The sequence below is a fragment of the Arthrobacter stackebrandtii genome (assembly GCF_017876675.1).
Classification (GTDB): domain Bacteria; phylum Actinomycetota; class Actinomycetes; order Actinomycetales; family Micrococcaceae; genus Specibacter; species Specibacter stackebrandtii.
The window spans coordinates 1388498-1411936 of the sequence record NZ_JAGIOI010000001.1 but is presented as its reverse complement, the minus strand read 5'-3'; the positions used below and the strand labels follow the sequence as shown (position 1 = coordinate 1411936).

The 23439-nt window shown below is 67.2% G+C and carries 13 protein-coding genes; 9 read left to right on the top strand and 4 right to left on the bottom strand.

Features of this window, described 5'->3' with window-relative positions:
- Window positions 1-128 precede the first annotated feature (128 nt).
- Complete coding sequence (locus tag JOF48_RS05840; protein ID WP_209678349.1) at window positions 129-2651, bottom strand: rhamnogalacturonan lyase; 2523 nt, start codon at window positions 2649-2651, stop codon at window positions 129-131.
- A 190-nt stretch (window positions 2652-2841) separates the two neighbouring features.
- Complete coding sequence (locus tag JOF48_RS05835) at window positions 2842-3846, bottom strand: LacI family DNA-binding transcriptional regulator (protein WP_209678345.1); 1005 nt, start codon at window positions 3844-3846, stop codon at window positions 2842-2844.
- Window positions 3847-3974: 128 nt separating this feature from the next.
- On the opposite strand from JOF48_RS05835, the gene JOF48_RS05830 reads away from it, so the two are divergent.
- From JOF48_RS05830 to JOF48_RS05815, 4 genes are read left to right on the top strand one after another with little or no spacing between them, the layout of a single operon-like run.
- Window positions 3975-4337, top strand: a complete 363-nt coding sequence (locus JOF48_RS05830) for an L-rhamnose mutarotase (RefSeq protein WP_209678342.1) — start codon at window positions 3975-3977, stop codon at window positions 4335-4337.
- Entirely contained in the window at window positions 4330-5496 is a 1167-nt protein-coding gene (gene rhaI / locus JOF48_RS05825) for an L-rhamnose isomerase (RefSeq protein ID WP_209678339.1), read from the top strand. Before JOF48_RS05830 ends, rhaI begins: the two co-directional genes overlap by 8 nt.
- 2 nt (window positions 5497-5498) lie before the next feature.
- A complete protein-coding gene (locus tag JOF48_RS05820; RefSeq protein ID WP_209678336.1) occupies window positions 5499-7598 on the top strand; it encodes a bifunctional aldolase/short-chain dehydrogenase in 2100 nt (699 codons plus the stop codon).
- Window positions 7595-9088: a rhamnulokinase gene (locus JOF48_RS05815; RefSeq protein ID WP_209678333.1), complete on the top strand. Its 1494-nt coding sequence runs from the start codon at window positions 7595-7597 to the stop codon at window positions 9086-9088. The genes JOF48_RS05820 and JOF48_RS05815 overlap by 4 nt, the downstream gene beginning before the upstream one ends.
- Window positions 9089-9103: 15 nt before the next feature.
- Here the strand turns inward: JOF48_RS05815 and JOF48_RS05810 are convergent, their stop codons facing one another.
- Window positions 9104-11470: a beta-galactosidase gene (locus tag JOF48_RS05810; protein WP_209678329.1), complete on the bottom strand. Its 2367-nt coding sequence runs from the start codon at window positions 11468-11470 to the stop codon at window positions 9104-9106.
- A gap of 305 nt (window positions 11471-11775) precedes the next feature.
- Between JOF48_RS05810 and JOF48_RS19860 the strand changes: the two genes are divergently transcribed.
- Window positions 11776-17280, top strand: coding sequence for a rhamnogalacturonan lyase family protein (locus JOF48_RS19860; protein WP_281067960.1), 5505 nt, complete (start codon window positions 11776-11778; stop codon window positions 17278-17280).
- A gap of 167 nt (window positions 17281-17447) precedes the next feature.
- Window positions 17448-18707 (top strand): NAD(P)/FAD-dependent oxidoreductase, encoded by a 1260-nt coding sequence (locus JOF48_RS05800; RefSeq protein WP_209678326.1) that lies wholly within the window; start codon window positions 17448-17450, stop codon window positions 18705-18707.
- Window positions 18708-18893: 186 nt separating this feature from the next.
- On the opposite strand, the gene JOF48_RS05795 is transcribed toward JOF48_RS05800, so the two are convergent.
- Window positions 18894-19928 (bottom strand): LacI family DNA-binding transcriptional regulator, encoded by a 1035-nt coding sequence (locus tag JOF48_RS05795; protein ID WP_209678324.1) that lies wholly within the window; start codon window positions 19926-19928, stop codon window positions 18894-18896.
- A 210-nt stretch (window positions 19929-20138) separates the two neighbouring features.
- Here JOF48_RS05795 and JOF48_RS05790 point away from each other — a divergent pair, with 210 nt between their 5' ends.
- The 3 genes from JOF48_RS05790 to JOF48_RS05780 are packed head-to-tail and all read left to right on the top strand — an operon-like array spanning window position 20139 to window position 23431.
- Window positions 20139-21560 (top strand): Gfo/Idh/MocA family protein, encoded by a 1422-nt coding sequence (locus JOF48_RS05790; protein ID WP_209678322.1) that lies wholly within the window; start codon window positions 20139-20141, stop codon window positions 21558-21560.
- A 3-nt stretch (window positions 21561-21563) separates the two neighbouring features.
- Window positions 21564-22499 carry an NAD-dependent epimerase/dehydratase family protein gene (locus JOF48_RS05785; protein ID WP_209678320.1) on the top strand — a complete coding sequence of 312 codons (936 nt, stop codon included), beginning with the start codon at window positions 21564-21566 and terminating at the stop codon, window positions 22497-22499.
- An 8-nt stretch (window positions 22500-22507) separates the two neighbouring features.
- The gene (locus tag JOF48_RS05780; RefSeq protein ID WP_209678319.1) at window positions 22508-23431 is read left to right on the top strand and encodes a 5-dehydro-4-deoxyglucarate dehydratase; all 924 of its coding nucleotides are present in this window, start codon (window positions 22508-22510) and stop codon (window positions 23429-23431) included.
- Window positions 23432-23439: the final 8 nt, after the last annotated feature.

Genomic DNA, 23439 nt, shown 5'->3' with positions numbered 1-23439 from the left:
GGGCAGTCCCCGCGGCGGCGGCAGGTGGCAGGTCTTCGGACCGCAGCACGACAGCCGCCCCGGACGGGCGCGGGGTGCGTCGTCCGGGGCGGCTGGGCATGTGCGCGGCCAGTGCCGCAGGGTGACTGCTACTTCTTGAAGGTGTACTCCCATCGGGCTGTGGCGCCGTCGGCGATCGCAACAAACGGCTTCGGGACCGCAGCGACGGTGACGGATGCCGAGGTGACCTTGGTCGAACCGTTCTTTGCCTTGACCCCGTCAACGTAGTAGTCCATCGTGGCGCTGTTCGGGATGATGACGATCCCGTGCGCCGACTTCCCTGCGTCCACGAACTTGGGCGCCGCGGGGGTTGCCGCCTTGGCCAGCAACGGCACCTTGGCGAAGTCCATGTCGCTGGCCAGGTAGTAGCTGGTGTAGGAGGGCTGGTTGTACGTGGTGTTTTGCCGCGCCACCTCCACCCGGTACTGCGGATCGTGCATCGGGGTGGTCAGTTTGTGGCTCGTGACCTCGGTGCTCGTGAAGATTCTCAGTGCGCCCGAATCGGCCGTGCGGACCAGCAGTTCCTCACGCCAGTCGCCGAGGACATCGGCCACCAGTGACGCTGTGCCCTTGGTTCCGTTGTTTGTCCGGGTCCCAGTGGCAATCAACATCCGGCCCTGTTCCCATGAGTCAATCGTGGGTGTGGCCTCGCCGCTGCCGTTGACGATGGCGGTGGTGAGGTTGGCGGACCACCGGATGGACTGGTCGGTGCCGGGGGTCGCTGCGGAAAGGATGGTGCCGGCGGAGCTGAGCAGGCCGCTGGCTTCGGTGCCGCCGGGCATGCTTGACCAGACTTCCATGCCGGGCACGTCGCTGCGCACATCACCGATCATCCCGCGCCCGGTGTCCTTGCCGGAGTAGGCGCCAAACAGGATTTCTCCCGTGGCGGCGTCGCGCAGTGCCGAACCATAGGGGGCCCAGGTTCCGCCTTCGTGGACTGTGAAGATTTCCAGGCCGGGACGGTTCGGATCAATGTCCGCGACATGCATGGCGTCGCCGTGGCCCAGCCGGGCGTCTGCTCCGGGGTCCGCACTCCCAGCCGGCATGGTGTCGTGGGAGCTGTACAGCACCGAGCCGTCGTCGTCGATCGTGGCGGAGCCGTAGACGATTTCCTGGCGCCCGTCACCGTCAACATCGGCGGCGCTCAGCGAGTGGAAGCCCTGGGTGGTGATCTTCCCATAGGTGGGATCGGTGCCGTCGCGGCCGTGCGGGGAATCGTTGAAGGGGTTGCTCATGGGGGCGTGGCCGCTGTCGATCATCCAGCGCTGTGTCAGGGACTTGCCGTTCCAGTCGTAGGTGGCCATGGTGGTGCGCGTGTAGTAGCCGCGGGCAAACACGGCCGACGGGTGTTCGCCGTCGAGATAGGCCACGCCGGCGAGGAATCGGTCCACCCGGTTGCCGGGTTCGATCCGGGCCATGGCGTAGTCGCCCCACATCAGGCCGTCGTCGCCGCGGCCGGGTTCGTAGGGCACCGTCTGCAATTCCTTGCCGGTGGCGCTGTCGAAAACGGTCAGGTATTCCGGGCCGTCCACAATGAAGCCTTCAAAGTTGCGCAGTTGGTTCCGGGCGCTGCGTGAAGGGGCGTAGACATCCATGAAGTAGTCCACCAGCTCCACGGCATCGGCACGCGACAGCGGGTAGTTGTGGGTGGTGGGGATGCCGAACGCCTCCTCCAGGGTGGCCGGCCAGTTGCCCGCCTTCACTTCCGGGTGTTCCGTCCAGCCCTGGAACATGCCCACCAGGTGTTCGTGGTAGTCGGCGGCGCTCATGCGGTAGTCGTCGCTGTTGGTCCAGCCTGCCTTGAGGTCCGCCTTGGGAAGGGTCACGAATGATTCGTTGCTGACTGATCCGTCCGGGGCGAATCCGGTGGCCTTGGTGCCGGGTGCAGTTTTCAGGATGGTCTCTGAGCGGCCGTCGCCGTCAAAGTCGTAGACCATGAACTGCGTGTAGTGGGCGCCGGCGCGGATGTTCACGCCAAGGTCGATGCGGTTGAGCAGCGTCCCGTCCAGCTTGTAGGTGTCGATGAAGACCGGGCCCGTGTAGCCAACCTGCGAGACGTCCTTCGAGTTGGAGGGGTCCCACTTCACCACGAATTCGTAGGCCCCGTCGCCGTCCACGTCGCCCACGGAAACGTCGTTGGCCGAATATGTGTAGGCCTCGCCCGCAGGGGTGGTCCCGCCCGCGGGCCGGGTCAGGGGAATGTCGTGGAATCCCTGGTCCCACGCCGTGACGGCGCCGCTTGCGGCCAGCTCGACGCCGTTGACCACCGGTGCCACGGTGTATTGGTCCGATGCAGTGCCGCCGGCGTCGGCAAAGTTGGTGCTGTCCGTGACGTCCGCAATCTTGGTGCCATTGCGGTAGACCGTGAAATCAGGTCCGGCAAGTCCTGTCGCGGTGGCTCCTGTGGCCTCGGATCCGAGCAGGCGCCAGCTGAGGAAAATGCCGTCCGTGGTGGAGACGGCCACGAGCCCCCTGTCCAGGGACTCTAGCTGGATGCCGCCGGGCGGGGCCTTGCCGGATGCGGCGCCGGCCGGCATCGCCACGCCCAAGACAAGGGCTGTGGACGCGGCCAGGGCCACGGCTGTGCGGAACGGATGGGTGCTGAGATTCATCGTTGAATCCATCTCTGGGCGGGTCGCCCCTCAGTGGGATAACGCTTTCCGTGCATGGCCGAGCGTACCCACCCCCGGAGCGGGGGGTCAAGGATTTCTCCAAAAATTGACACGATTCATTTTGTTTGCGAGAGTGCCGCCGGGAACACCGTCCTGCGCGGGGGTTGGCCTCAAGTCCGGCCGGCCCGGATCAGGCTCCGGTGCTGGCCCGCACCACCAGTTCGGGTTCGAATACCACCGACCGCGGGCCGGCTTCCGGCGATTCCAGCTGCTCAGTGAGCAGCTCGATCGCCGTGCGCCCGATGAGCGTGGTGGGCTGGCGGACCGACGTCAGCGGCACCACGGCCGAGGCGGCAAAGTCGATGTCGTCGTAGCCCACCAGGGCCACGTCCTCCGGGATCCGCAGCGTGTTCAGCATGGTGAGTGACTGCATGACGCCCAGTGCGAGGAGGTCGTTGGCGCAAAAAAGCCCGTCCGGCAGCAGCGATTCCCGGGCAACCAGTGCGTCGCCAATGCCGCGCCCGGCCAGCACCGTGAGGTCCGAGGCCTGCAGCACCTCCAAGGTGGCGCCCGGGACCTGCGCCACCGCGCGCATGGCGCCGGTCAGGCGGTCCGTGACCTGGTGGAATTCCTGGGGGCCTGCCACAAAGGCAATCCTGCGCCGGCCAATGTCCAGCAGGTGCTTTGTGGCCATGAAGCCGCCGGAAATGTCATCCACCGAGACTGAGCTGAATGCACCCTCCTGCGCGGGGCTGTCCACGAGTACAACCTTCGTGCCGCGGGCCACCAGGGCCTTGAGGCGCGCGGTGATGTCCTTGACCGGCGAGATCAGCACGCCCTGCACGCGCTGCTCCTCAAAGAGGTCGATGTAGTGCAGCTCGCGCCCGGCATCGTGCCCGCTGTTGCCAAGGACGACGGCGTTGCCCCCTTCCGCGGCAGCGTCCTCCGCCGCCCTGGCCAGGGAGGAGAAGAAGGGGTTGCCGATGTCCAGCACCACAAGCCCAATGGTGCGGCTGTGCCCGGCCCGGAGCTGGCGCGCCACGTCGTTGCGGACAAAGCCCAGTTCGGCAATGGATGCCTGGACCCGTTCCCGGGTCTTTGAGGCCACCCGTTCCGGGTAGTTCAGGACATTGGACACCGTGCCCACAGCCACGCCTGCATGGTTGGCAACGTCCTTGATGCTTGCAGTCCGCATGAAACTCCTCCGCAATGGAGCCAACCGATTGCCGCCCGGTCTTCGTCGTGGGCCATGGTTGACATTGATTTGTGAACAAGTGTACTTTGAATCGTAACAATGAATCGTTTCAAGAATGAGGTTAGGCCATGCGGGTTTGTTTTCGTTCTGCCGTTGATCCCCGGCACCTTTCGGCCTATCGGGAAGCACACGCAAGTGTGTGGCCCGAGATGCTCCGGGAGCTCAAGGCGGCAGGCTGGAATGACTACACCCTGCACCTGGGCGATGACGGCCTGCTGATCGGCATTCTCGAGTGCGACGACCTGGACGCGGCGCGTGCCCGAATGGCGCTGACCGAGGTCAACGGCAGGTGGCAGGCCGAAATGGCCAGTCTCTTCCCGCCGTCGGAAGGCAACCCGGATGAGGGATTCATCGTGCTCGACGAAGTTTTCAATCTTGAGGAACAGTTGGCTGCCGCCAGCAAAGAAACTAAGGATGCACACAATGAGTGACATGGCAGCGGCCCTGGGCCGCCTCGACGACCTGGCGATTGAGGTCCCCTCGTGGGCCTACGGCAACTCCGGCACGCGGTTCAAGGTGTTTGGCACGCCGGGCACTCCCCGCACGGTGCAGGAGAAGATTGCGGACGCCGCCAAGGTCAACGAGCTCACGGGGCTGGCGCCGCTGGTCGCGCTGCACATTCCGTGGGACAAAGTGGATGACTATGACGCGCTGAACGCCTACGCCAAAGATCACGGCGTGGGGCTGGGCACCATCAACTCCAACACCTTCCAGGACGACATCTACAAGTTCGGCTCCCTGACCCACGTGGACGCAGCCGTCCGCCGGCAGGCGATCGACCACCACTTCGAGTGCATCGACGTCATGGATGCCACCGGCTCCCGCGACCTGAAGATCTGGCTCGCCGACGGCACCAACTACCCCGGCCAGGGCGACATCCGCGGCCGCCAGGACCGCCTTGCCGAGTCGCTGCAGGAGATCTACGCCCGCCTGGGCGAGAACCAGCGCATGGTCCTGGAATACAAGTTCTTCGAGCCGGCTTTCTACCACACGGACGTCCCGGACTGGGGCACCTCCTACGCCCACACCCTCGCCCTGGGCGAGAAGGCCAAGGTCTGCCTGGACACCGGCCACCACGCCCCCGGCACCAACATCGAGTTCATCGTGGCGCAGCTGCTGCGCCTGGGCAAGCTGGGCTCCTTCGACTTCAACTCCCGCTTCTACGCCGACGACGACCTGATCGTGGGCGCCGCCGATCCCTACCAGCTGTTCCGCATCATGTACGAGGTCATCCGCGGCGGCGGCCTGGGCGGCGGCTGCGAAGTGGCTCTCATGCTGGACCAGTGCCACAACCTCGAGGAGAAGATCCCCGGCCAGATCCGCTCCGTGCTGAACGTGCAGGAAATGACCGCGCGCGCCCTGCTCGTGGACCGGGTTGCCCTCACCGAGGCGCAGAACGCCGGCGATGTCCTCGGCGCAAACGACATCTTCTCCAACGCCTTCTACACCGACGTCCGCCCGGCCCTCGCCGAGTGGCGCGAATCCCGCGGCCTGCCCGCGGACCCCCTCGCCGCCTTTGCTGAAAGCGGCTACCAGAAGCAAATCAACGACGAGCGCGTGGGCGGAACCCAGGCCGGATGGGGCGCGTAGCCATGAGCGAGCAGAGCACCAGGACTGACAAACCAGGCACGACGGCGGCCCCCGCCACCGCGCCGGCCGGCACCGACACGGTGGCCGCGTTGATCGCCCGCTCCAACCGTTTGGGTGCGGACAAGCGCAACACCAACTACGCGGGCGGCAACACATCCGCAAAGGGCACTGCCACGGACCCCGTCACCGGGGAAGATGTGGAACTGCTGTGGGTCAAGGGCTCCGGCGGAGACTTGGGCACCCTGCAGGAATCCGGACTGGCCGTATTGCGCCTGGACCGCATGCGCGCCCTGGTCAACAGCTACCCGGGTGTTGAGCGCGAGGACGAGATGGTTGCCGCCTTCGACTACTGCCTGCATGGCAAGGGCGGCGCGGCGCCGTCGATCGACACAGCCATGCACGGCCTGGTCGAGGCCGCCCACGTCGACCACCTGCACCCGGACTCCGGCATCGCGATCGCCACGGCGGCCGACGGCGAGGAACTGACCGCTAAAATCTTCGGTTCCAAGGTTGCCTGGGTGCCGTGGCGGCGCCCCGGCTTCCAGCTGGGCCTGGACATTGCCGCAATCAAGGACAACAACCCGGGAGCCGTCGGCACCATCCTCGGCGGACACGGGATCACCGCCTGGGGCGCCACCAGCGAAGAAGCCGAAGCAAACTCGCTGTGGATCATTGAAACCGCCGAGGCCTACATCCGGGAAAACGGCCGCAAGGACCCGTTCGGTGCTGCACTGCCCGGCTACGGTGCGCTGTCCGAGGGGGAGCGCCGCGCCAAGGCAGCCGCATTGGCGCCGACCATCCGCGGGCTTGCCTCCACGGACAAGGCCGCGGTGGGCCACTTCAATGACGACGCCGCCGTGCTGGACTTCCTGGCCTCGGCAGAGCACCCGCGCCTGGGTGCGCTGGGCACCAGCTGCCCGGACCACTTCCTGCGCACCAAGGTCACCCCGTTGATCCTGGACCTGCCCGCTGACGCATCGGTGGAGGACTCCATCGCACGGCTGAAGGAACTCCACGCCGCATACCGCACGGACTACGCGGCCTACTACGACCGCAACGCGCTGCCCGATTCGCCCGCCATGCGCGGCGCGGACCCGGCCATCGTGCTGGTTCCCGGCGTGGGCATGTTCTCCTACGGCGCCAACAAGCAGACCGCACGCGTGGCCGGGGAGTTCTACCTCAACGCCATCAACGTCATGCGCGGCGCCGAGGCGCTCTCCGCCTACGCCCCCATCGACGAGGCGGAAAAGTTCCGCATCGAATACTGGGCGCTGGAGGAAGCCAAGCTGGCCCGGATGCCCAAGCCCAAGTCGCACGCCACCCGGATCGCCCTGGTGACCGGTTCGGCGTCGGGCATTGGAAAGGCCATCGCCACCCGCCTGGCCGCCGACGGCGCCTGCATCGTCATCGCCGACTTGAACCTGGAGGCGGCCCAGGCCGTCGCATTGGAGCTTGGCGGGCCGGACGTGGCCATCGGCATCCAGGCCGACGTCACGGACGAATCCGCCGTGCGTGCCGCCGTTGATGCTGCCGTGCTGGCATTCGGTGGCCTTGATTTGGTGGTCAACAACGCCGGGCTGTCCATCTCCAAGCCACTGCTGGAAACCACCGAAAAGGACTGGGACCTGCAGCACGACGTCATGGCCAAGGGCTCCTTCCTCGTGTCCAAGGCCGCCGCGAAGGTGCTGATCGAGCAGGACATGGGCGGGGACATCATCTACATCTCGTCCAAGAACTCCGTCTTCGCGGGCCCGAACAACATCGCCTACTCGGCCACCAAGGCCGATCAGGCCCACCAGGTGCGCCTGCTCGCCGCCGAATTGGGCGAGTATGGTGTCCGGGTCAATGGCATCAACCCCGACGGCGTGGTCCGCGGCTCCGGCATCTTCGCCGGCGGCTGGGGCGCCAAGCGCGCGGCAGTGTACGGCGTGGACGAGGAAAAACTGGGCGAATACTACGCGCAGCGGACCCTGCTCAAGCGCGAGGTGCTGCCGGAAAACGTGGCCAACGCCGCCGCCGTGCTCACCTCCGCCGAGCTCTCGCACACCACCGGCCTGCACATTCCCGTCGACGCCGGCGTGGCAGCAGCCTTCCTGCGATGAGCGCTGCCCCTGCCGCGCCCGCCACGGCTTTGTTTGCCGCCGTCGACATTGGCGCGTCCTCAGGGCGCGTCATCGTCGGCGGTGTTGGGGGCGGGACGGCCGAACTGCACGTGGTGCACCGCTTCCCCAATGGCGTGGTGGAACGTGAAGGCGCCCTGCACTGGGACTTCGATGCCCTGTTCGCCGAGGTGCTCACCGGGTTGCGGGCCGCCGCGGACCACGCGTCGGCCGTTGGCGGCGTGGTCGCCAGCATCGGCATCGACACCTGGGCCGTGGACTACGGGCTGGTCGACGCTGCCGGAACACTCCAGGGGCCCCCGTTCAGCTACAGGGACGGGCGCGGCGCCACGCAAGTGGGCAGGGTCCATGGCCTGCTCGGTCCTGAGCGGCTGTATGAAACCACCGGCCTGCAGCACCTGCCGTTCAACACGGTCTTCCAGCTGGCTGCCGAGCAGGCCGCCGGCCGGGATCTCACCGGGCTGCAGGCGCTGCTGATCCCCGATCTCATCGCGTTCAAGCTCACCGGCAACCGCCGCACCGAGTCCACCAACGCCTCCACCACGGGCCTGTACGACGCCGTGGCGGGGGAGTGGGCCACCGAGTTCCTGGCCGCCCTGGGCCTGCCGGACAGGCTGTTCCCGCCGCTCATTGAGCCCGGGGAAACCATCGGCACGCTGCGCCCGGATGCTGCCGCGCGAACGGGGCTGCCGGGAAGCACTCCGGTGGTGGCCGTCGGCTCGCACGACACCGCCTCCGCCGTGGCCGCCGTCCCCGCCGACGGCCCCAATTTTGCCTACATTTCCTCCGGAACGTGGTCGCTGGTGGGCGTGGAGCTGGACGCCCCGGTCCTGGCGGAGGCCAGCCGCGCCGCGAACTTCACGAATGAGCGCGGTGTGGACGGCACCACCCGCTACCTGCGCAATGTGGGCGGGCTGTGGCTGCTCAGCGAGTCGATCCGCTCCTGGGAAGAGGAGGCGCTCGACGCCGGGTCCCCGGCTTCCGCGCCCGCATCACCCGCGCTGTCCCTCGCCGGGCTGCTCGCTGCCGCGGCGGCCGAACCGGCAGGGGGCCCGCTCATCGACGTTGATTCAGAAGCCTTCATCGCCCCCGGGAACATGCCCAACCGCATCCGGGCCGCTGTCAGCGCCACGGGAGGGAGACTGGAAAGCCGGGCACCCGCCGTCGTGCGCTGCATTTTGGACAGCCTCGCGGCCTCCTACGCCCGCACCGTGCGGCAGGCGCAGGAACTGTCGGGCCGGCGCGTGGAGGTCATCCACATTGTGGGCGGCGGTTCCCAGAATGAGCTGCTGTGCCAGATCACCGCCAATTCGACGGGCCTGCCCGTTGTGGCCGGGCCCGTGGAGGCGACGGCGCTGGGCAATGTGCTGGTCCAGGCACGTGCGGCCGGTGCGGCGCCCGCCGCACTGCAGGATTTGCGGGCGGTTGTCGCCGCCAGCCACCCTGGAACCAAGTACTTTCCCGGGGGCTGACGGCGCCGCGGGGCGTCAGCGGCCCGTCAGGACCATGTGCCTCCGGTGCAGGATGCGGACGTCTGGGATGTCAAGGGTGGTTCGCCCAGGCCTGATGGACTCGTCCACGTAGATTGGTGCGTCGGGATTGAGCGGGAAGGCCCGGATCTGCAGCCCGTGGCGCAGCAGCGCGTCCCGGTGCGGCGCCAGGTCGATGGCCCAGGCCAGCCCGTTCCAGTAGTTGTCCGAAACCAGCGCCCCGGCGATGAACGCCCGTGCGGCATCGCCGGTCCAGCTGATCCGCAACAGGTTTTGCCCGGTCTCCGGCAGCTGTTCGGCAGTGAAGTCCAACTGGAACAGGGCGGCCGTCTCATAATCGCTGTCCAGCGGTGCGGCGGCGCGCCCGTGCACCCCGCCCGTGCGCAGGGGAGCGGGCCCCGCAGCCTCCTGCAGCAGCTCGGCGGAACCTGCCGTGGCGAGGGATCCGGCGGGGACCTCCACCGTGAACCGGTCCAGCGGCCCGCCGCCGCCCAGCCGTGAGACGGCAGCCTCGACATCGCCGGGCACCGCCGCCACATTGTCCACGGGCGGATAGATGCCAACCTCCTGCCGGGGTGCGGTGATGTCCAGCCGCAGCGTGCCGGCCGAGGCCAGGAGCGAGTCGGCCAGGATGATGCGGGGTGCCCCGGCAAAGTCGGCCTTCCAGGCGCGCAGGGCATCGTCGCCGTCAATGAGCAAGATGGACACGCGGTCCGTGACGGGCAATTCCACGGGACCGGGCCCCGGCGGAACCGCCAGCTGAATCGTTTGGCGGGTGCCGCCGTCGTCCGCGGGCAGGGCAACCTCAAACTCGGTGTCCACGCCCTCTGTCCGGGAAAACACGAAGCAGGTCCGCGGTCCAACCGGCAGGCTCGTGAGCAGCTGCGCCGTGGTGTGCACCAGCGTGGCGCCGTGGCCCAGCGGCAGGTTGAACGGCCACACAAAGTGCGCTCCCGCCGCAATGGTTGCGGGCCGGCGGGGAATGCTGAGCCGGGCGCCGTCGGCCAATGTGACGCTGAACTGGACGCCTTCCTTGGCCCCGAGCGCATCGGTGGAGGGCTGGTGGTTGTTGACGAAGATGAAGCCGGCCCGGCCGTCGCTGCGCACGGACCAGCGGAGTGTTTCGGCATCGTCCAGGCCGGCGGGGACCGTGTCCGGCAGGGTCATGGGCATTCCGGCAAGCCCGGGGCCCGCCTCGGCAAGGAACAAATGCTGCGCCCGCAGCCGGTGGTACGACTCCCGGACCTGGCCGTGCTCGCCCAGCGGCGCCTGGAAATCGTAGCTCATGACGGGGAGGTCGTTGGGGTAGCCGGTGGACTGGGACTCCTGCAAGGTGGAGAGCTCGCCCAGGCCCTGCGAGGCGCCGTGGAACATGTAGTAGCCCTGCCACACCGAGCCGCTGCCGATCTTGGCCAGGGCCAGTGCGGAGACGTCCGCGGCGGGAATGATGGGCCGGCGGTGGTAGGCCGAGGGCATGCCGCCGCCCAACTCGCAGGTGGCATAGGGTGCCGCCATCTCAGCTGCGGTGCCGGAATCGGCCGTGGGGCGCAGGTCGGCGCCGATGGAATGGTCGTCACGGATGTGGCTGAAGAAGTAGTGCTTCCTGCTGCCCCGGGCCCAGCCGGGATGGGCGTCTTCCCAGAATGCTTCGGGGTAGCCGCCATAGAGCGGGAGCACCTCTCCGGCCGGCAGCTGTGCGCCGCCCCAGGCCGTGGCCGTCCATAGCGGCGGGGCCATGCCAAGCTCCTGCGCCATGTGCTTCAGGGTAAGGATGTGCCCGGGCTGGTCGTACAGCTCATTCTCCAGTTGCACGGCGACGATCGGGCCGCCGCCGTGGAACAGTCCGCTGAGCTGGTCCGCAACCTGGGAGAAGAAGGGCCGCACGTGGGCGAGATAGGCAGGATCGTCGCTGCGGTGGTTGACGGGCAGGGCCTGGAGCCAGTCGGGGAATCCGCCGTTGCGGGCCTCGCCGTGGGCCCACGGCCCGATGCGCACCACGGAGTCCAGCCCCAGTTCGGCGCAGAGTTCCACGAAGGCGCGCAGGTTGCGGCTGCCGGTCCAGCGGAAAGTGCCCTGGTGTTCTTCGTGGTGGTTCCAGAAAACGTAGGTCGAGACAACAGTGATGCCGCCCTGCTTCATGCGTTCCAGCCCCGTGCGCCACTGCCCGGGATCCTGGCGGCTGAAATGGTATTCGCCCATGACGGGGAACCATGGCGCACCGTCCCGGCTGAGGTGGCGGCTGTTGGCGGTGATGGTGCCGGTTCCCGGCAGGCCGGCCGCCCCTGTGCTGCCGCCTTCTGCGGCGACGGGGCGGTGCGTGGTGTCGGCTGGGGGTTCGGGCAGGCGGAGCGTGGCGTGGAGCATGGGAATCCTTTTGTGGTGCGGGCGGGCGGGCCGTCATACGGCGACTTCGGGAGAAAAAGCCTTGTGAACGCTAACAATCTATGGTTGTATCGATTCAGATGTGGGCTACCCCACATTATGCCCCAGGGATCCGCCGTGTGCAGCGGCCGCCGCATTCAATGCGCCCGACGGCAGGCAAAAACTGCTTGGACTTGCGGAAATTACGGCCGGGATTTTGCCGGGCCAGAATTTGAATCGATACATAGTGCCCTTATGGATCGGAAGCAGTCCGCGTCCGGGCAGTCCACCGAATCAAGGAGTGATGCATGCAAGCCCCACCCAAATATCGATATCCCGCCAGGGCTGCCGTCGCCGTGACTGCGGCATGCGGAATGGCCCTGCTGGGCCTGCCGGCGGTGTCCGCGGCCGAACCCGAGCGCTGGTCCTTTGACTTTGGCACCCCGTCAAGCCCCGTGGGCTCCGGGTGGACCGGTGTCAACCAGGGGACCCTGTACACGGCCGCCGCCGGCTTCGGGATCGTTCCCGTTGACGGTGTGGAGCCCGTCTCCCGCCACCGCGGCATGACCCCGGCCGACGACGTCAATGACGATTTTGTCCTCGGCACCGCCTGGGGTTTCGCCGTGGACGTGCCCAACGGCAGTTATGACGTGGAGATCCGTTCCGGCGACCAGCTGGCCGGAACCTCCACCACCAAGACCAAGATTTCCCTTGAAGGGGCAGCCGCCGGAACAGTTCAGGCACGCCAGACGGTCACCACGCAGACGTGGCAGACCACGGTTGCCGACGGCCAGCTGACCATTGACATCACCGGCGAAGGTGCCGGCGGCTATGTCAACGCGATCGTCATCACCGCGGCCACGGATGTCCCGCCGACCACGGAGCCCACGGACCCGCCGACCACGGAGCCCACTGACCCGCCGGCCTCCGCGATTGCGGCGCCGACGGCGGTGCGCATGGCCCACGTGGACGAGCAAGGCGTCACGCTGCGCTGGAACGAGGTGGCGAACGCTGCCGGCTACGTGGTCTCGCGCGCCGACACCGTTGACGGCGCCTACACGAAGGTTGCCGAAACCACCGGCGATGTCTTCACCACCGACCCCGTGGACACCACCAAGGTCCACTTCTACAAGGTTCAGGCCAGGGACGCCAAGGGGCTGTCCGTTTCGTCGTCGGCCGCGGTCTCCTCCCTGCCGGCCACCCCGGCAGAATTTCCGACGTCGGGATCGCTCACCTTTGACTTCGGCAGCGGCGCCGTCGCCGCCAACGCGGTGGGCATTGGCGCCGGCACGGCGTACACGGCCGAAAGCCGCGCCGGATTTGTGAACCCTGCAGCCGTTGCAGCCACCGACAGGGGCGGCAGCGACGCCCTCCGCAGCGACTTTGCCACCGTCGGCGACACTGAATTTGTGGTGGATGTGCCCAATGCCGACTACACCGTCGACGTGATTGCCGGGGACGCCGCAGGGGCAACCGACATTTCCATCACGGCCGAGCAGATGGCCAAGGTGCAGCAAACAGCCAAGGCCGCCGGCCAGTACCTGGAGATGTCCTTCGACATCGCCGTGGTGGACGGGCAGCTCAACCTGGACTTTGGCGGCACTGCCGCCAACATCAACGCACTGGTGCTGACACAAAAGTCACCCCGGCAGGCAGGCGCCAAGCCCACTGTTTGGGTCACGGGCGACTCCACCGTGCAGAGCTACACCTCCGACTACGCGCCGCAGGCCGGCTGGGGGCAGATGATTGACCGCTACCTCTCCGACGGGGTCGTGGTGGAGAACAAGGCGATCGGCGGGCGAAGCTCCAAGAACTTCATCAGCCAGGGCCGCCTCGACGAGGTCCTGCGCGGCATCCGCCCCGGCGACTACCTCTTCGTGCAGTTTGGCCACAACGACAACAGCAAGGGTGTTGACGACAGGTATGCGGCCCCGGCCGACTACGCCGAATACCTGCGCACTTACGTGGACGGCGCCGTCCAGCGCGGGGCAACGCCGATCCTGGTGACCCCGGTGTCGCGTCGTTCCTTCAATGCAGACACCGGAGCATTCAACGTCTCCTTCCCCGAGTACGTTGCCGCTGCCAGCGAGCTGGCCCGTGATACCGGGACCGGACTCGTGGACCTCTCCGCATCCTCCCGCGCCTACCTGGACAGCATCGGTCCGGAGTCGGCACTGTCCGTCTTCCTCCATGTGCCGGCAGGCGTCTATCCCTCGCGTCCGTCCGGAACGGCCGACGACACCCACTTCCAGGAATACGGCGCCATCCAGATGGCGCGCCTGGTGGCCGCCGATGTGGCGAAGCTGGACATTCCCCTGGCTGCCCAGGTGGTGGAGGCGGAAGCCCCCGCCGAGGTTCCTGCGGCACCGGCGAATCTCGTGGCGGGATCCATTTCCAACGCCGGGGCACAGCTGACGTGGGCCGCCGTGGACGGCGCCGACATTTACAAGGTGTTCCGCAAGGACGCCGATGCCGCAGACTCGGCCTGGTCCATGGTCACAACATCCACCCTGCCCCAGGCAACGGTGGGGAACCTTGCCGAGGGCGCCTCCTATGATTTCCGGGTGGTGGCCGTCAACGCCAAGGGCGACTCGGCGCCGTCGAACACCGTGCGGGTGCTGACCAAGGCGCCGCTGTACAAGTTTGACGTGCAACTGGCCGGCAACCCGCTCATGCCCGGCTACCTTGAGGCCAGCGAAAAATCGCTGTACAGCAAGGAGAAGGGCTGGGGTTTCCTGAACGTCAGCGGCCTGGGCGGGCGCGACCGGGGGACCGGCTTCACCCCGGCCCCGAACGACCTGGAACGCGACTTCCTGCTGCCCACCTCGGCGCATGAGTTTGCCGTGGACGTCCCCAACGGCAGCTACGCCGTCAAGACGTACAACGGCGACTGGATTGGCACGTCCAAGTCGGACGTCATCATTGAGGGCAAGGACTTTGGCGCCTCCAATGCCGGCAAGGGCTCGGTCTCGGCCAAGCTCAGCCAGCCTGTTCAGGTTCTGGACGGCCAACTGAACATCGTCATGGGTGGCAGCTCCTCACGCCTGAACGGCATTGAGATCACGCCGCTGCTGCTGGCACCGTCCGCGCTCGCAGCCACGGACGTCTCCATCGGCGACGCATCCGCAACTGTTTCCCTGGCCTGGACCGGCACCGACGCGGGCAGCTACCGCGTCTACCGCAAGTCCAGCACCGCGGAGGCGGCCGAACCGCTCGGGGAGGCAACGGCGTCGGAATTCCTTGACTCCACCGCCGAGATCGGCCTGGACTACAGCTATTACGTGGTGACCCTGGACGTCTCCGGCGCCGAGTCCGTGCCGTCCAACACCATCGAAGTGGCCACCGTTGACTCCTCCGTGGCCAAGGCCGCCGTCCCCGGCCAACCCGTCCTGGGCGCCGTCAACAAGAACGACGTCTCCCTGTCCTGGCCTGCAGCGGACGGGGCCCTGTTCTACCAGGTGTTCCGCGCCGATGCGAAGGCCGACGGCAGCTTCAGCGACTTCAAGCTGCTGGGGCGTGCCGGGGGCACGGAGTACAAGGACACGAGCGTGCTGACCACCATTGCGTACAAGTACGCCGTGGCATCAGTGAACGGCGGCGGCGTCTCGGAGAAGTCCGGGACCGTCACCACCGAAGCAGTCACCACCCTGGTCCGCCAGGCGGAACGCCTGGACCGGGCACCCGTGGCCGTGGCCACCGGAGAAGGCGTCTACGTGGGCTGGCGCATGCTGGGCCTTGACCCCGAGGCGATTGCGTTCAACGTCTACCGCGACGGCGAACTGGTCACCGGGGCGCCCGTCACCGGCAGCACCAACGTGTTGGACGCCGGCGGCACAGCGGCCTCGAGCTACCGGATTTCCACGGTGCTCAACGGTGCCGAGCTGTGGGCCACCGAGCCCTTCACGGTGTGGGATTCCCAGACGCTTGACGTGCCGCTGGACAAGCCGGCCGACGATTACACCAAGGACGGCCAGCCCTACACATACCGGGCCTCGGACGCCTCCATCGGCGACGTTGACGGAGACGGCAGCTACGAGATCATCCTGAAGTGGGACCCATCCATTTCCAAGGACAACTCGCAGGCCGGCTACACCGGAATCGTGTACGTGGACGCCTACAAGCTGGACGGCACCCGGCTGTGGCGCATCGACCTGGGCAAGAACATCCGGGCCGGTGCGCACTACACCCAGTTCCAGGTCTACGACCTGGACGGCGACGGCAAGGCCGAGGTCACGCTGAAGACGGCAGACGGCACGGTTGACGGCGTGGGCACCGTGATTGGCGACGCCCGGGCCGACTACCGCAACTCCAGCGGCTACGTGCTCACCGGCCCCGAATACCTCACCGTCTTCAACGGCGAGACCGGCGCCGCCGTGGACACGATCGACTACACCCCGGAACGCGGGGATGTGGGCGCGTGGGGCGACGGCTACGGCAACCGCGTGGACCGCTTCCTTGCCGGGGTGGCCCACCTCGACGGCGAGCACCCCAGCGTGGTCTTCAGCCGGGGCTATTACACCCGCACCGTTGTTGCCGCCTACGACTTCGACGGCACCTCGCTCAACGAGCGCTGGGTGTTTGACTCCAACCAGGCCGGCGACGAGTACCGCGGCCAGGGCAACCACCAGTTCTCGGTGGCCGACGTTGACGGGGACCAGAAGGATGAGATCGTCTTCGGCTCCATGACCCTCGACGACAACGGCTCGGTGCTGTACAACACGAAGCTGGGCCACGGCGACGCGCTCCATGTCTCCGACTTTGACCCGTCCCGTCCCGGCCTGGAGGTGTTTGCCACCCACGAGGAAGCACCCTCCAAGCACGGCATCGGCGCCACCTTCCGCGACGCCGCCACCGGCGAGGTGCTCTGGTCGATTCCGGCCATCAAGGACACCGGCCGCGGCGCCATGGCCGACATCGACCCGACGCACCCCGGTGCCGAAGGCTGGGCCATCGGCGGCGACGCAGCATGGAACTCGCCCGTGGGACAGCTGGTGGCCGCCAACGGCGAACTCATCAGCACGTCCATCCCGGCAGCCAACTTCCTCACCTGGTGGGACGGGGACCTCCTGCGGGAGATCACCGACCATGCCTGGACCGAAGAAACCCGCACCGGGGTGCCCACCATCTCCAAGTGGGACTGGACCACCAACACCAGCAAGGAGGTCTACCGTGCGGAAGGAACCCTGTCCAACAACGACACCAAGGGCAACCCCTCGCTGCAGGCCGATCTCTTCGGCGACTGGCGCGAGGAAATCGTGACCCGTTTGGACGACTCCTCGGCTCTGCGCATCGCCACCACCGTGGATCTGACCGAGAACCGGCTGCGAACCCTGCAATCGGACCCGGTTTACCGCATGGGCGTGGCCTGGCAGAACACCGCCTACAACCAGCCTCCCCACACCTCGTACTTCCTGGGTGAGGGCATGGCGAAGCCGGCGGCACCGAGCATCGCCTACACGGGCGCCGAACCGGCACCAGGGGAGGCCGTCCACCCGGAGCCGGCACCCGCGCCGGCCCCGGCCGATGCCAAGACGCTCAAGAAGGACACCCAGCTTGATCTTGGCCTGGACAAGGAGAAGTTCCCGCGTGGCGCCTCCGAGGTGGTGCTTGCCAACCTGGCCGCCGGCGAATTGTTCTACGTTTACCTCAACGAGAGCGGCCTCGGCTGGCACAAGGCATCCGAGGACGGCACCATCACGGTGACCACCCCGGACAGCACCCGGCCCGGCAACAACAAGCTGGTCCTGTTCAACGGGGACGGATCCCTCCACGGCTGGACCGGCATCAAGGTGACGGGGCCGCCCGTCAACTAGCCCTCCCGTCAACCAACCCAACCCAGGCACGACGGCGCGTTCCCCACCCAAGCGGGGGACGCGCCGTCGTGCTTTCGCGCGAGCGCCATTTGGGGGAAGTGCCAAACATGATTATGTTGGGAACAGCGTCGGCAGCAGGCCGGCCAATCGCGCGAGGAGTGTGAATCGTGGTCAGTGCAAAGGCGCCTGGGCATGTAGTTGTTGTTGGTGCGGGAATCATTGGGCTGTCCACGGCCTGGTACCTGCAGGAGCAGGGCATCAAGGTCACCGTGGTGGAACGCGGCGAGGTGGCGTCGGGCTCGTCCTGGGGCAACGCGGGCTGGCTGACCCCGGCCCTGACCCTGCCGCTGAGTGAGCCGTCCGTGCTGACGTACGGGGTCAAGGCCATGCTGGATCCGGCCTCGCCGCTGTACATTCCGGCCTCCACCGACCCCGCCCTGCTGAAGTTCCTGCTGGGCTTTGCCCGCAATTGCACGCCCGGCAAGTGGCGGGCCGCCATGGCGATCTTCGCCGAGATTGGCCGCTCAGGGATTGATGCCTTCGACGAGATTGCCGCCGGCACCCCCGCCATGGCCGAGCCCACTTATCCTGCCGAGCCGTTCCTCACCGGCTTTGCCTCGCTCAAGGACCGCGACGCCCTGGTCAAGGAGTTCCATGTCATCCGGGAAACCGGCGGCGACGTGGACTTCAGCCTCATGGACGGGGCCGAGATCCGTGAACTGGAGCCCACGCTTGGCAGCGGTGTGGTGGCCGGCATCCAGATTCACAAGCAGCGCTTCATCCACCCGCCGGCGTTCATGCAGGCGCTCGCAGCAGCCGTGGTGGCCCGCGGCGCGACCCTTGCCACCGCCTTCACCGTGTTCGACGTCCGCGACACCGGCGCCGGGGTGGATGTGGTCGGCTCAGAGGGCCGGCTCATCAAGGCCGACGCCGTTGTCCTCGCCACGGGTGCGTGGCTGGGGACGCTCGCGCGCAAGTTCGGCGTCAAGCGGGTGGTCCAGGCCGGGCGCGGCTACAGCTTCACTGTGGTTCCCGACGAAATGCCCACCCACCCCATCTACTTCCCGGCGCAACGCGTGGCGTGCACGCCACTGGGCGACAGGTTCCGGGTGGCCGGCATGATGGAGTTCCGCGATGCCGACGCGCCCCTGGACCCGCGCCGCATCAAGGCGATCGTTGATGCGGCCTCGCCCATGTTCACCGGCATCAACTGGGAGGACCGGGCAGAGGAATGGGTGGGCTCGCGGCCCTGCACCACGGATGGCTTCCCTCTCGTGGGCGCCACGAAGTCGCCGCGCGTGCACGTGGCCGGCGGCCACGGCATGTGGGGGATCGCGCTGGGCCCGCTCACCGGCAAGATGGTGGCGGCCGGGCTCACGGGCAACACCCCTCCCGCCACCATGCACCACTTCAACCCGTTGCGCTGATCCCCGGCGGCTCCCACACCTCGTTCCTCGGCGCGGGGCCCTTGCCGCCGTGGGCCCACCCGTCGGCTCCCACACCTCGTTCCTCGGCGCGGGGCTCTTGCCGCCGTGGGCCCACCCGTCGGCTCCCAAGGTCCAGGCGCTGGCGCGTCTGGACCTTGGGGCCTTCGGGATCGTTGGCCCATCCGGCTATTTCGGCGAACTGGCCTTCAACTTCGCCGGGACCCCGGTGCTGCCGCGTGCCACCACGTGGGGCTGGAAGACCTGCACGGATTCCGTGGTCGATGTGCCGTTGAGCAGGTCCCGCATCTGCGCCCAGGCATGCTCGCCAACCTCGGTGATCGGCACGGCCGCCGTCGTCAGGGGAGGCGTGGTGTACTGGGCGAACGGGATGTCGTCGAAACCCGTGACGGAGACGTCCTCCGGCACCTTGATGCCGCGCTCATTCAGGCTGCTGAGCAGGCCCATGGCGGTCAGGTCGTTGAACGCCAGGATCCCTGTGGCCCCGGATGCGACCACATCGCCGGCAGACTCGTAACCGTCTTCAAAGGTGGAGCCGCTGTGCAGGATGGCCAGCTCAACGTGCGGGTGGCCCTGCTTGAATTTTTCCAGTCCGGCCAGGCGCAGCGCGTTGGATGCGCTGCTCTCAGGTCCTGAGACATAGGCAATCCGGACGTGTCCAAGGTCGGCCAGGTGCGTGGCGAGATCCTGGATGCCCTGGCCGTAGTCCACCATCACGCTGGGGCTGTCCTCGGCGTCGGTGGTGCGGTTGACCAACACCAGTGGATGCAGGCTCGGTGCCAGCTCCTCCAATTCAGACGAGCCCATGCGCGGTGCACACAGCACCACGCCGTCACATCTCCTGCGGGCTTCCCCGGCCAGAATCGATTCCTCGCTGGAAACTTCTGAGGAGTCGGCAATGAGCACCCGGTAGCCGTCGTGTGCTGCTGCCCGGCTGACACCGCGCAACACGCCCTGGAACGTGGGGTTGCCGAGGTCCGGCACGACCACGCCGATCGTGTCGGTTTTCCCCCGCGCCAGGTTGCGGCCCATGGGGTTCGGCTGGTACTTCAGCTCTGTCGCTGCCGCACGCACCCTGGCTGCGATGTCGGGGTCAACGCGAAAGTTCCCGTTCATGACCCGGGAAACCGTCGCCAGCGAGACTCCTGCCTTCGCGGCAACGTCGGATATCCCTATGCGGGCGGGTCGGTCTCGCTTGGCCATGGAGGTTCCTTTTTGACTAGGGGGCGGGATCAAATCGGCGGCCGCGCTGCCTGCCCTTGACGGGACGCCCGGACTGTTGATACAAATCATATATGGGATTGAGAAAACGCTTTCTCAAAATCTACCCCAATACGCCCGGCCACTCAAAGGGAAGCCGTGAAAAGTGGGGGCATGAATCCATTACAGCGTTGTGAAAGGTCATCCAAGCTCATGAGTACCGCAGTGGCAGCAGCCGGAACGGACGCAGCAGCGCCGTCGAACAAGAAGACCCGTTTTGCCCTCGTCGGTGCCGGATCACGTGCCGAAATGTACGTGCAAGCCATCATGGGCGCACACGCCGACGTGGCCGAACTGGTGGCGATCGGCGACGTCAATCCCGGCCGCACCGGCTATTACACGGCCCTGGCCGGTGGCCTCGGTGCCGATCACGGCAACCCTGCGCCGGCCCCGTCCTCCTTTGACCCGGCAGAATTGACTGATTTCATCAGGGACAACGGCATAGACCGTGTCATCGTCACGTCGCCCGACTTTACCCACGCGGACTACATTGTCGAGGCACTCAACGCAGGAGCCGACGTCGTGGTGGAAAAACCGCTCACCATCGATGCCGAGGGCTGCCGGCGCATCACCGAGGCGATCGAGGCAACCGGGCGCAACGTGGTGGTCACCTTCAACTACCGCTATTCCCCGCGCAACAGCGCCCTGAAGGAGATCATCCAGAGCGGCGCCATCGGCAAGGTCACCAGCATCGACTTCAGCTGGATGCTGGACACCGTCCACGGCGCCGACTACTTCCGCCGCTGGCACCGCGAGAAGAAGAACTCAGGCGGCCTGCTCATCCACAAGGCCTCCCACCACTTTGACCTGGTCAACTGGTGGCTCAACGATTCGCCGGCCCGCGTCTACGCCTCCGGCGGGCTGCGCTTTTACGGCGCGGAGAATGCAGCGGACCGCGGCCTCGGCGAACGCCCCGCGCGCGGCACCCTCGACGGCGTCAGCGACCCCTTTGCCCTGGACATGCGCGAGGACGACAAGCTGGCGGCCCTGTACCTGGCGAACGAAAAGTTTGACGGCTACATCCGGGACCAGGACGTGTTCTCCGCAGGCATTACGATCGAGGACAACATGGCCCTGACCGTGGATTACGACGGCGGACCCACCTTGAGCTACTCCCTCAACGCCCACAGCCCGTGGGAAGGCTACCGCGTGGCCGTCAACGGCACCGAGGGCCGCGCCGAACTGGAGGTGGTCGAGCGGGCGGCAGTCCACGACAGCAACGACAAGAAGAACGTCCTGGACCCCAGCGCCACCCCCGTCGATGAGGAAGATGCCGTGCGCCGCAACGGCGAGCGGCTCGTGGTCCAGCGCCACTGGGAGGCTGCCCGCGAGGTAGAGATCGTCAACGGCGAAGGCGGCCACGGCGGCGGCGACGTGCTGCTGCTCGCAGACCTGTTCAACGGCCCCGGAGAGGACCCGCTGGGCCGCCCCTCCGGCTACATGGACGGGCTGCGCGCCGTGTCCGTGGGCATCGCCGGCAACGACTCCCTGGTCACCGGACTTCCCGTCAGCATTCCCTCACTGGGCCTGGGCGCCGAGCTGTCCCGCCACACGGACAACAACAAGGAAGGCTGATCCATGAGCACTGTTCTCATCACCGGCGGTTCCGGCCGCCTCGGCCGCAGCGTCGTTGCCGGTTTTGCCGCATCGGGCCACACCGTGGTTTCCGTGGACCGCGGCGCCCTGCCGGGGGACCCTGCGCCGGCCGGCGTCGTGCAGGAATCCATTGACCTGCTCGACGCGGCGGCGGTGCAGGAGGTCATGGCCCGGCACACGCCCGACGCCGTCATCCACCTGGCAGCGATCGCCGTTCCCTTCAGCGCGCCGGAAGACGTGATCCTCAGGACGAACACCATGCTGGCGTACAACGTTTTCGCGGCCGCCACCGAGAACGGGGTGGGACGGATCGTCACCGCCTCCAGCCCCACCGTCCTGGGTTACGGGAACCCCTCAGGATGGTTGCCGGAGAGCTTCCCGCTGGATGAAAACACCGAGCCGAAGCCCTGGAACGCGTACGCGCTGTCCAAGCTGGTGGCCGAGCAGGTCATGCGCATGTTCGCCACGGCGCACGGCCACACCACGCGGTATGCCGCGTTCCGGCCGTGCTACGTCATCTCCCCGGAGGAATGGGAGGGCGCACCCACCCAACAGGGCCACACGCTCGCGGAGCGGCTGGCCGATCCTGCCCTGTCCGCACCGGCACTGTTCAACTACGTCGATGCCCGCGACGTGGCTGACTTCCTGGCCGTGCTGCTGGAGAAGATGGATTCAATCGAGAACGCCCAGACCTTTTTTGTGGGCGCCGCAGATGCTCTCGCAAAAGAACCGCTGGACAAGCTCATGCCGCAATTCCTGCCGGGCAGCGAAGCCCTGGCTGCCGGGCTGACCGGCACAAGCCCGGCCTTTTCCATTGCCAAGGCACAAAAAGTTTTGGGCTGGACGCCGCAGCGCAGCTGGCGCACCGAGCTCACCGACACCAACCGGGCGGACCTTGCATCCGCCGCCTCACACTAGGAGAAACCATGAAGTTCGAAGGCGTCCTTTTCTTTCCCGTCACCCCGTTCAATGAAGCAGGCAGCGTTGACGTTGCCCTTCTCAAGGAGCACATCGCCTCCCGCCTGCCGTTCAGCCCGGGCGGCATCTTCCCCGCCTGCGGAACGGGTGAATTCCATGCCCTCAGCATTGCCGAGGTGCGCACCGTGGTGCAGGCCGCCGTCGAGGTTGTCAACGGCGCCGTGCCGGTCATTGCCGGTGCCGGCGGCCCTCTGGGCCACGCCCTGGACTCGGCCCGTGCCGCAGCCGAGGTTGGCGCCGACGCCCTCCTGGTCCTGCCTCCGTACCTGGTCGGTGCACCGCAGGACGGGCTCGTGGCCTACATTGAGGCCATCGCCGCCGCCAGCGCACTGCCCGTGATCGTCTACCACCGCGCCAACGCCAAGTTCTCCGCCGCTTCCATGGTGAAGCTGGCTGCGAACCCGAAGGTCATCGGCTTCAAGGACGGCGTGGGCGACGTGGGCCTGGCCCAGGAAATCGTCTCCGCCGTGCGTGCCACGGGCCGCGAGGACTTCCAGTTCTTCAACGGCCTGCTGACCGCCGAACTGACCCAGGGCGCCTACCGAGGCCTCGGCATGCCGCTGTACTCGTCGGCAGCCTTCGCCATGGCGCCGGAAATCGCCACGGCCTACTACCGCGCCTACATGGACGGCAACGAGGAACGCCGCGCCGAACTGATCGAGGGCTTCTACGCACCGTTGGTCCGCCTGCGCGACGAGGTCCCCGGATTCGGCGTCTCCCTCATCAAGGCCGGCATCCGCCAGGCCGGGCTGCCCGTTGGCCCCGTCCGCCCGCCGCTGGTCAATCCCACCGCCGAGCAGGAAGGCCGCCTGGCTGACATCCTGGCCAAGGGCCACGAGCTGGCCGCCAGCCACGCGCTGGCCACCGCCTGACACGGCCT

Excerpts from the sequence above, each read along its gene's own strand:
- JOF48_RS05840 (WP_209678349.1), bottom strand. The coding sequence starts at position 2,651 with ATGAATCTCAGCACCCATCCGTTCCGCACAGCCGTGGCCCTGGCCGCG.
- JOF48_RS05835 (WP_209678345.1), bottom strand. The coding sequence starts at position 3,846 with ATGCGGACTGCAAGCATCAAGGACGTTGCCAACCATGCAGGCGTGGCT.
- JOF48_RS05830 (WP_209678342.1), top strand. The coding sequence starts at position 3,975 with ATGCGGGTTTGTTTTCGTTCTGCCGTTGATCCCCGGCACCTTTCGGCC.
- rhaI (WP_209678339.1), top strand. The coding sequence starts at position 4,330 with ATGAGTGACATGGCAGCGGCCCTGGGCCGCCTCGACGACCTGGCGATT.
- JOF48_RS05820 (WP_209678336.1), top strand. The coding sequence starts at position 5,499 with ATGAGCGAGCAGAGCACCAGGACTGACAAACCAGGCACGACGGCGGCC.
- JOF48_RS05815 (WP_209678333.1), top strand. The coding sequence starts at position 7,595 with ATGAGCGCTGCCCCTGCCGCGCCCGCCACGGCTTTGTTTGCCGCCGTC.
- JOF48_RS05810 (WP_209678329.1), bottom strand. The coding sequence starts at position 11,470 with ATGCTCCACGCCACGCTCCGCCTGCCCGAACCCCCAGCCGACACCACG.
- JOF48_RS19860 (WP_281067960.1), top strand. The coding sequence starts at position 11,776 with ATGCAAGCCCCACCCAAATATCGATATCCCGCCAGGGCTGCCGTCGCC.
- JOF48_RS05795 (WP_209678324.1), bottom strand. The coding sequence starts at position 19,928 with ATGGCCAAGCGAGACCGACCCGCCCGCATAGGGATATCCGACGTTGCC.
- JOF48_RS05790 (WP_209678322.1), top strand. The coding sequence starts at position 20,139 with ATGAGTACCGCAGTGGCAGCAGCCGGAACGGACGCAGCAGCGCCGTCG.
- JOF48_RS05785 (WP_209678320.1), top strand. The coding sequence starts at position 21,564 with ATGAGCACTGTTCTCATCACCGGCGGTTCCGGCCGCCTCGGCCGCAGC.
- JOF48_RS05780 (WP_209678319.1), top strand. The coding sequence starts at position 22,508 with ATGAAGTTCGAAGGCGTCCTTTTCTTTCCCGTCACCCCGTTCAATGAA.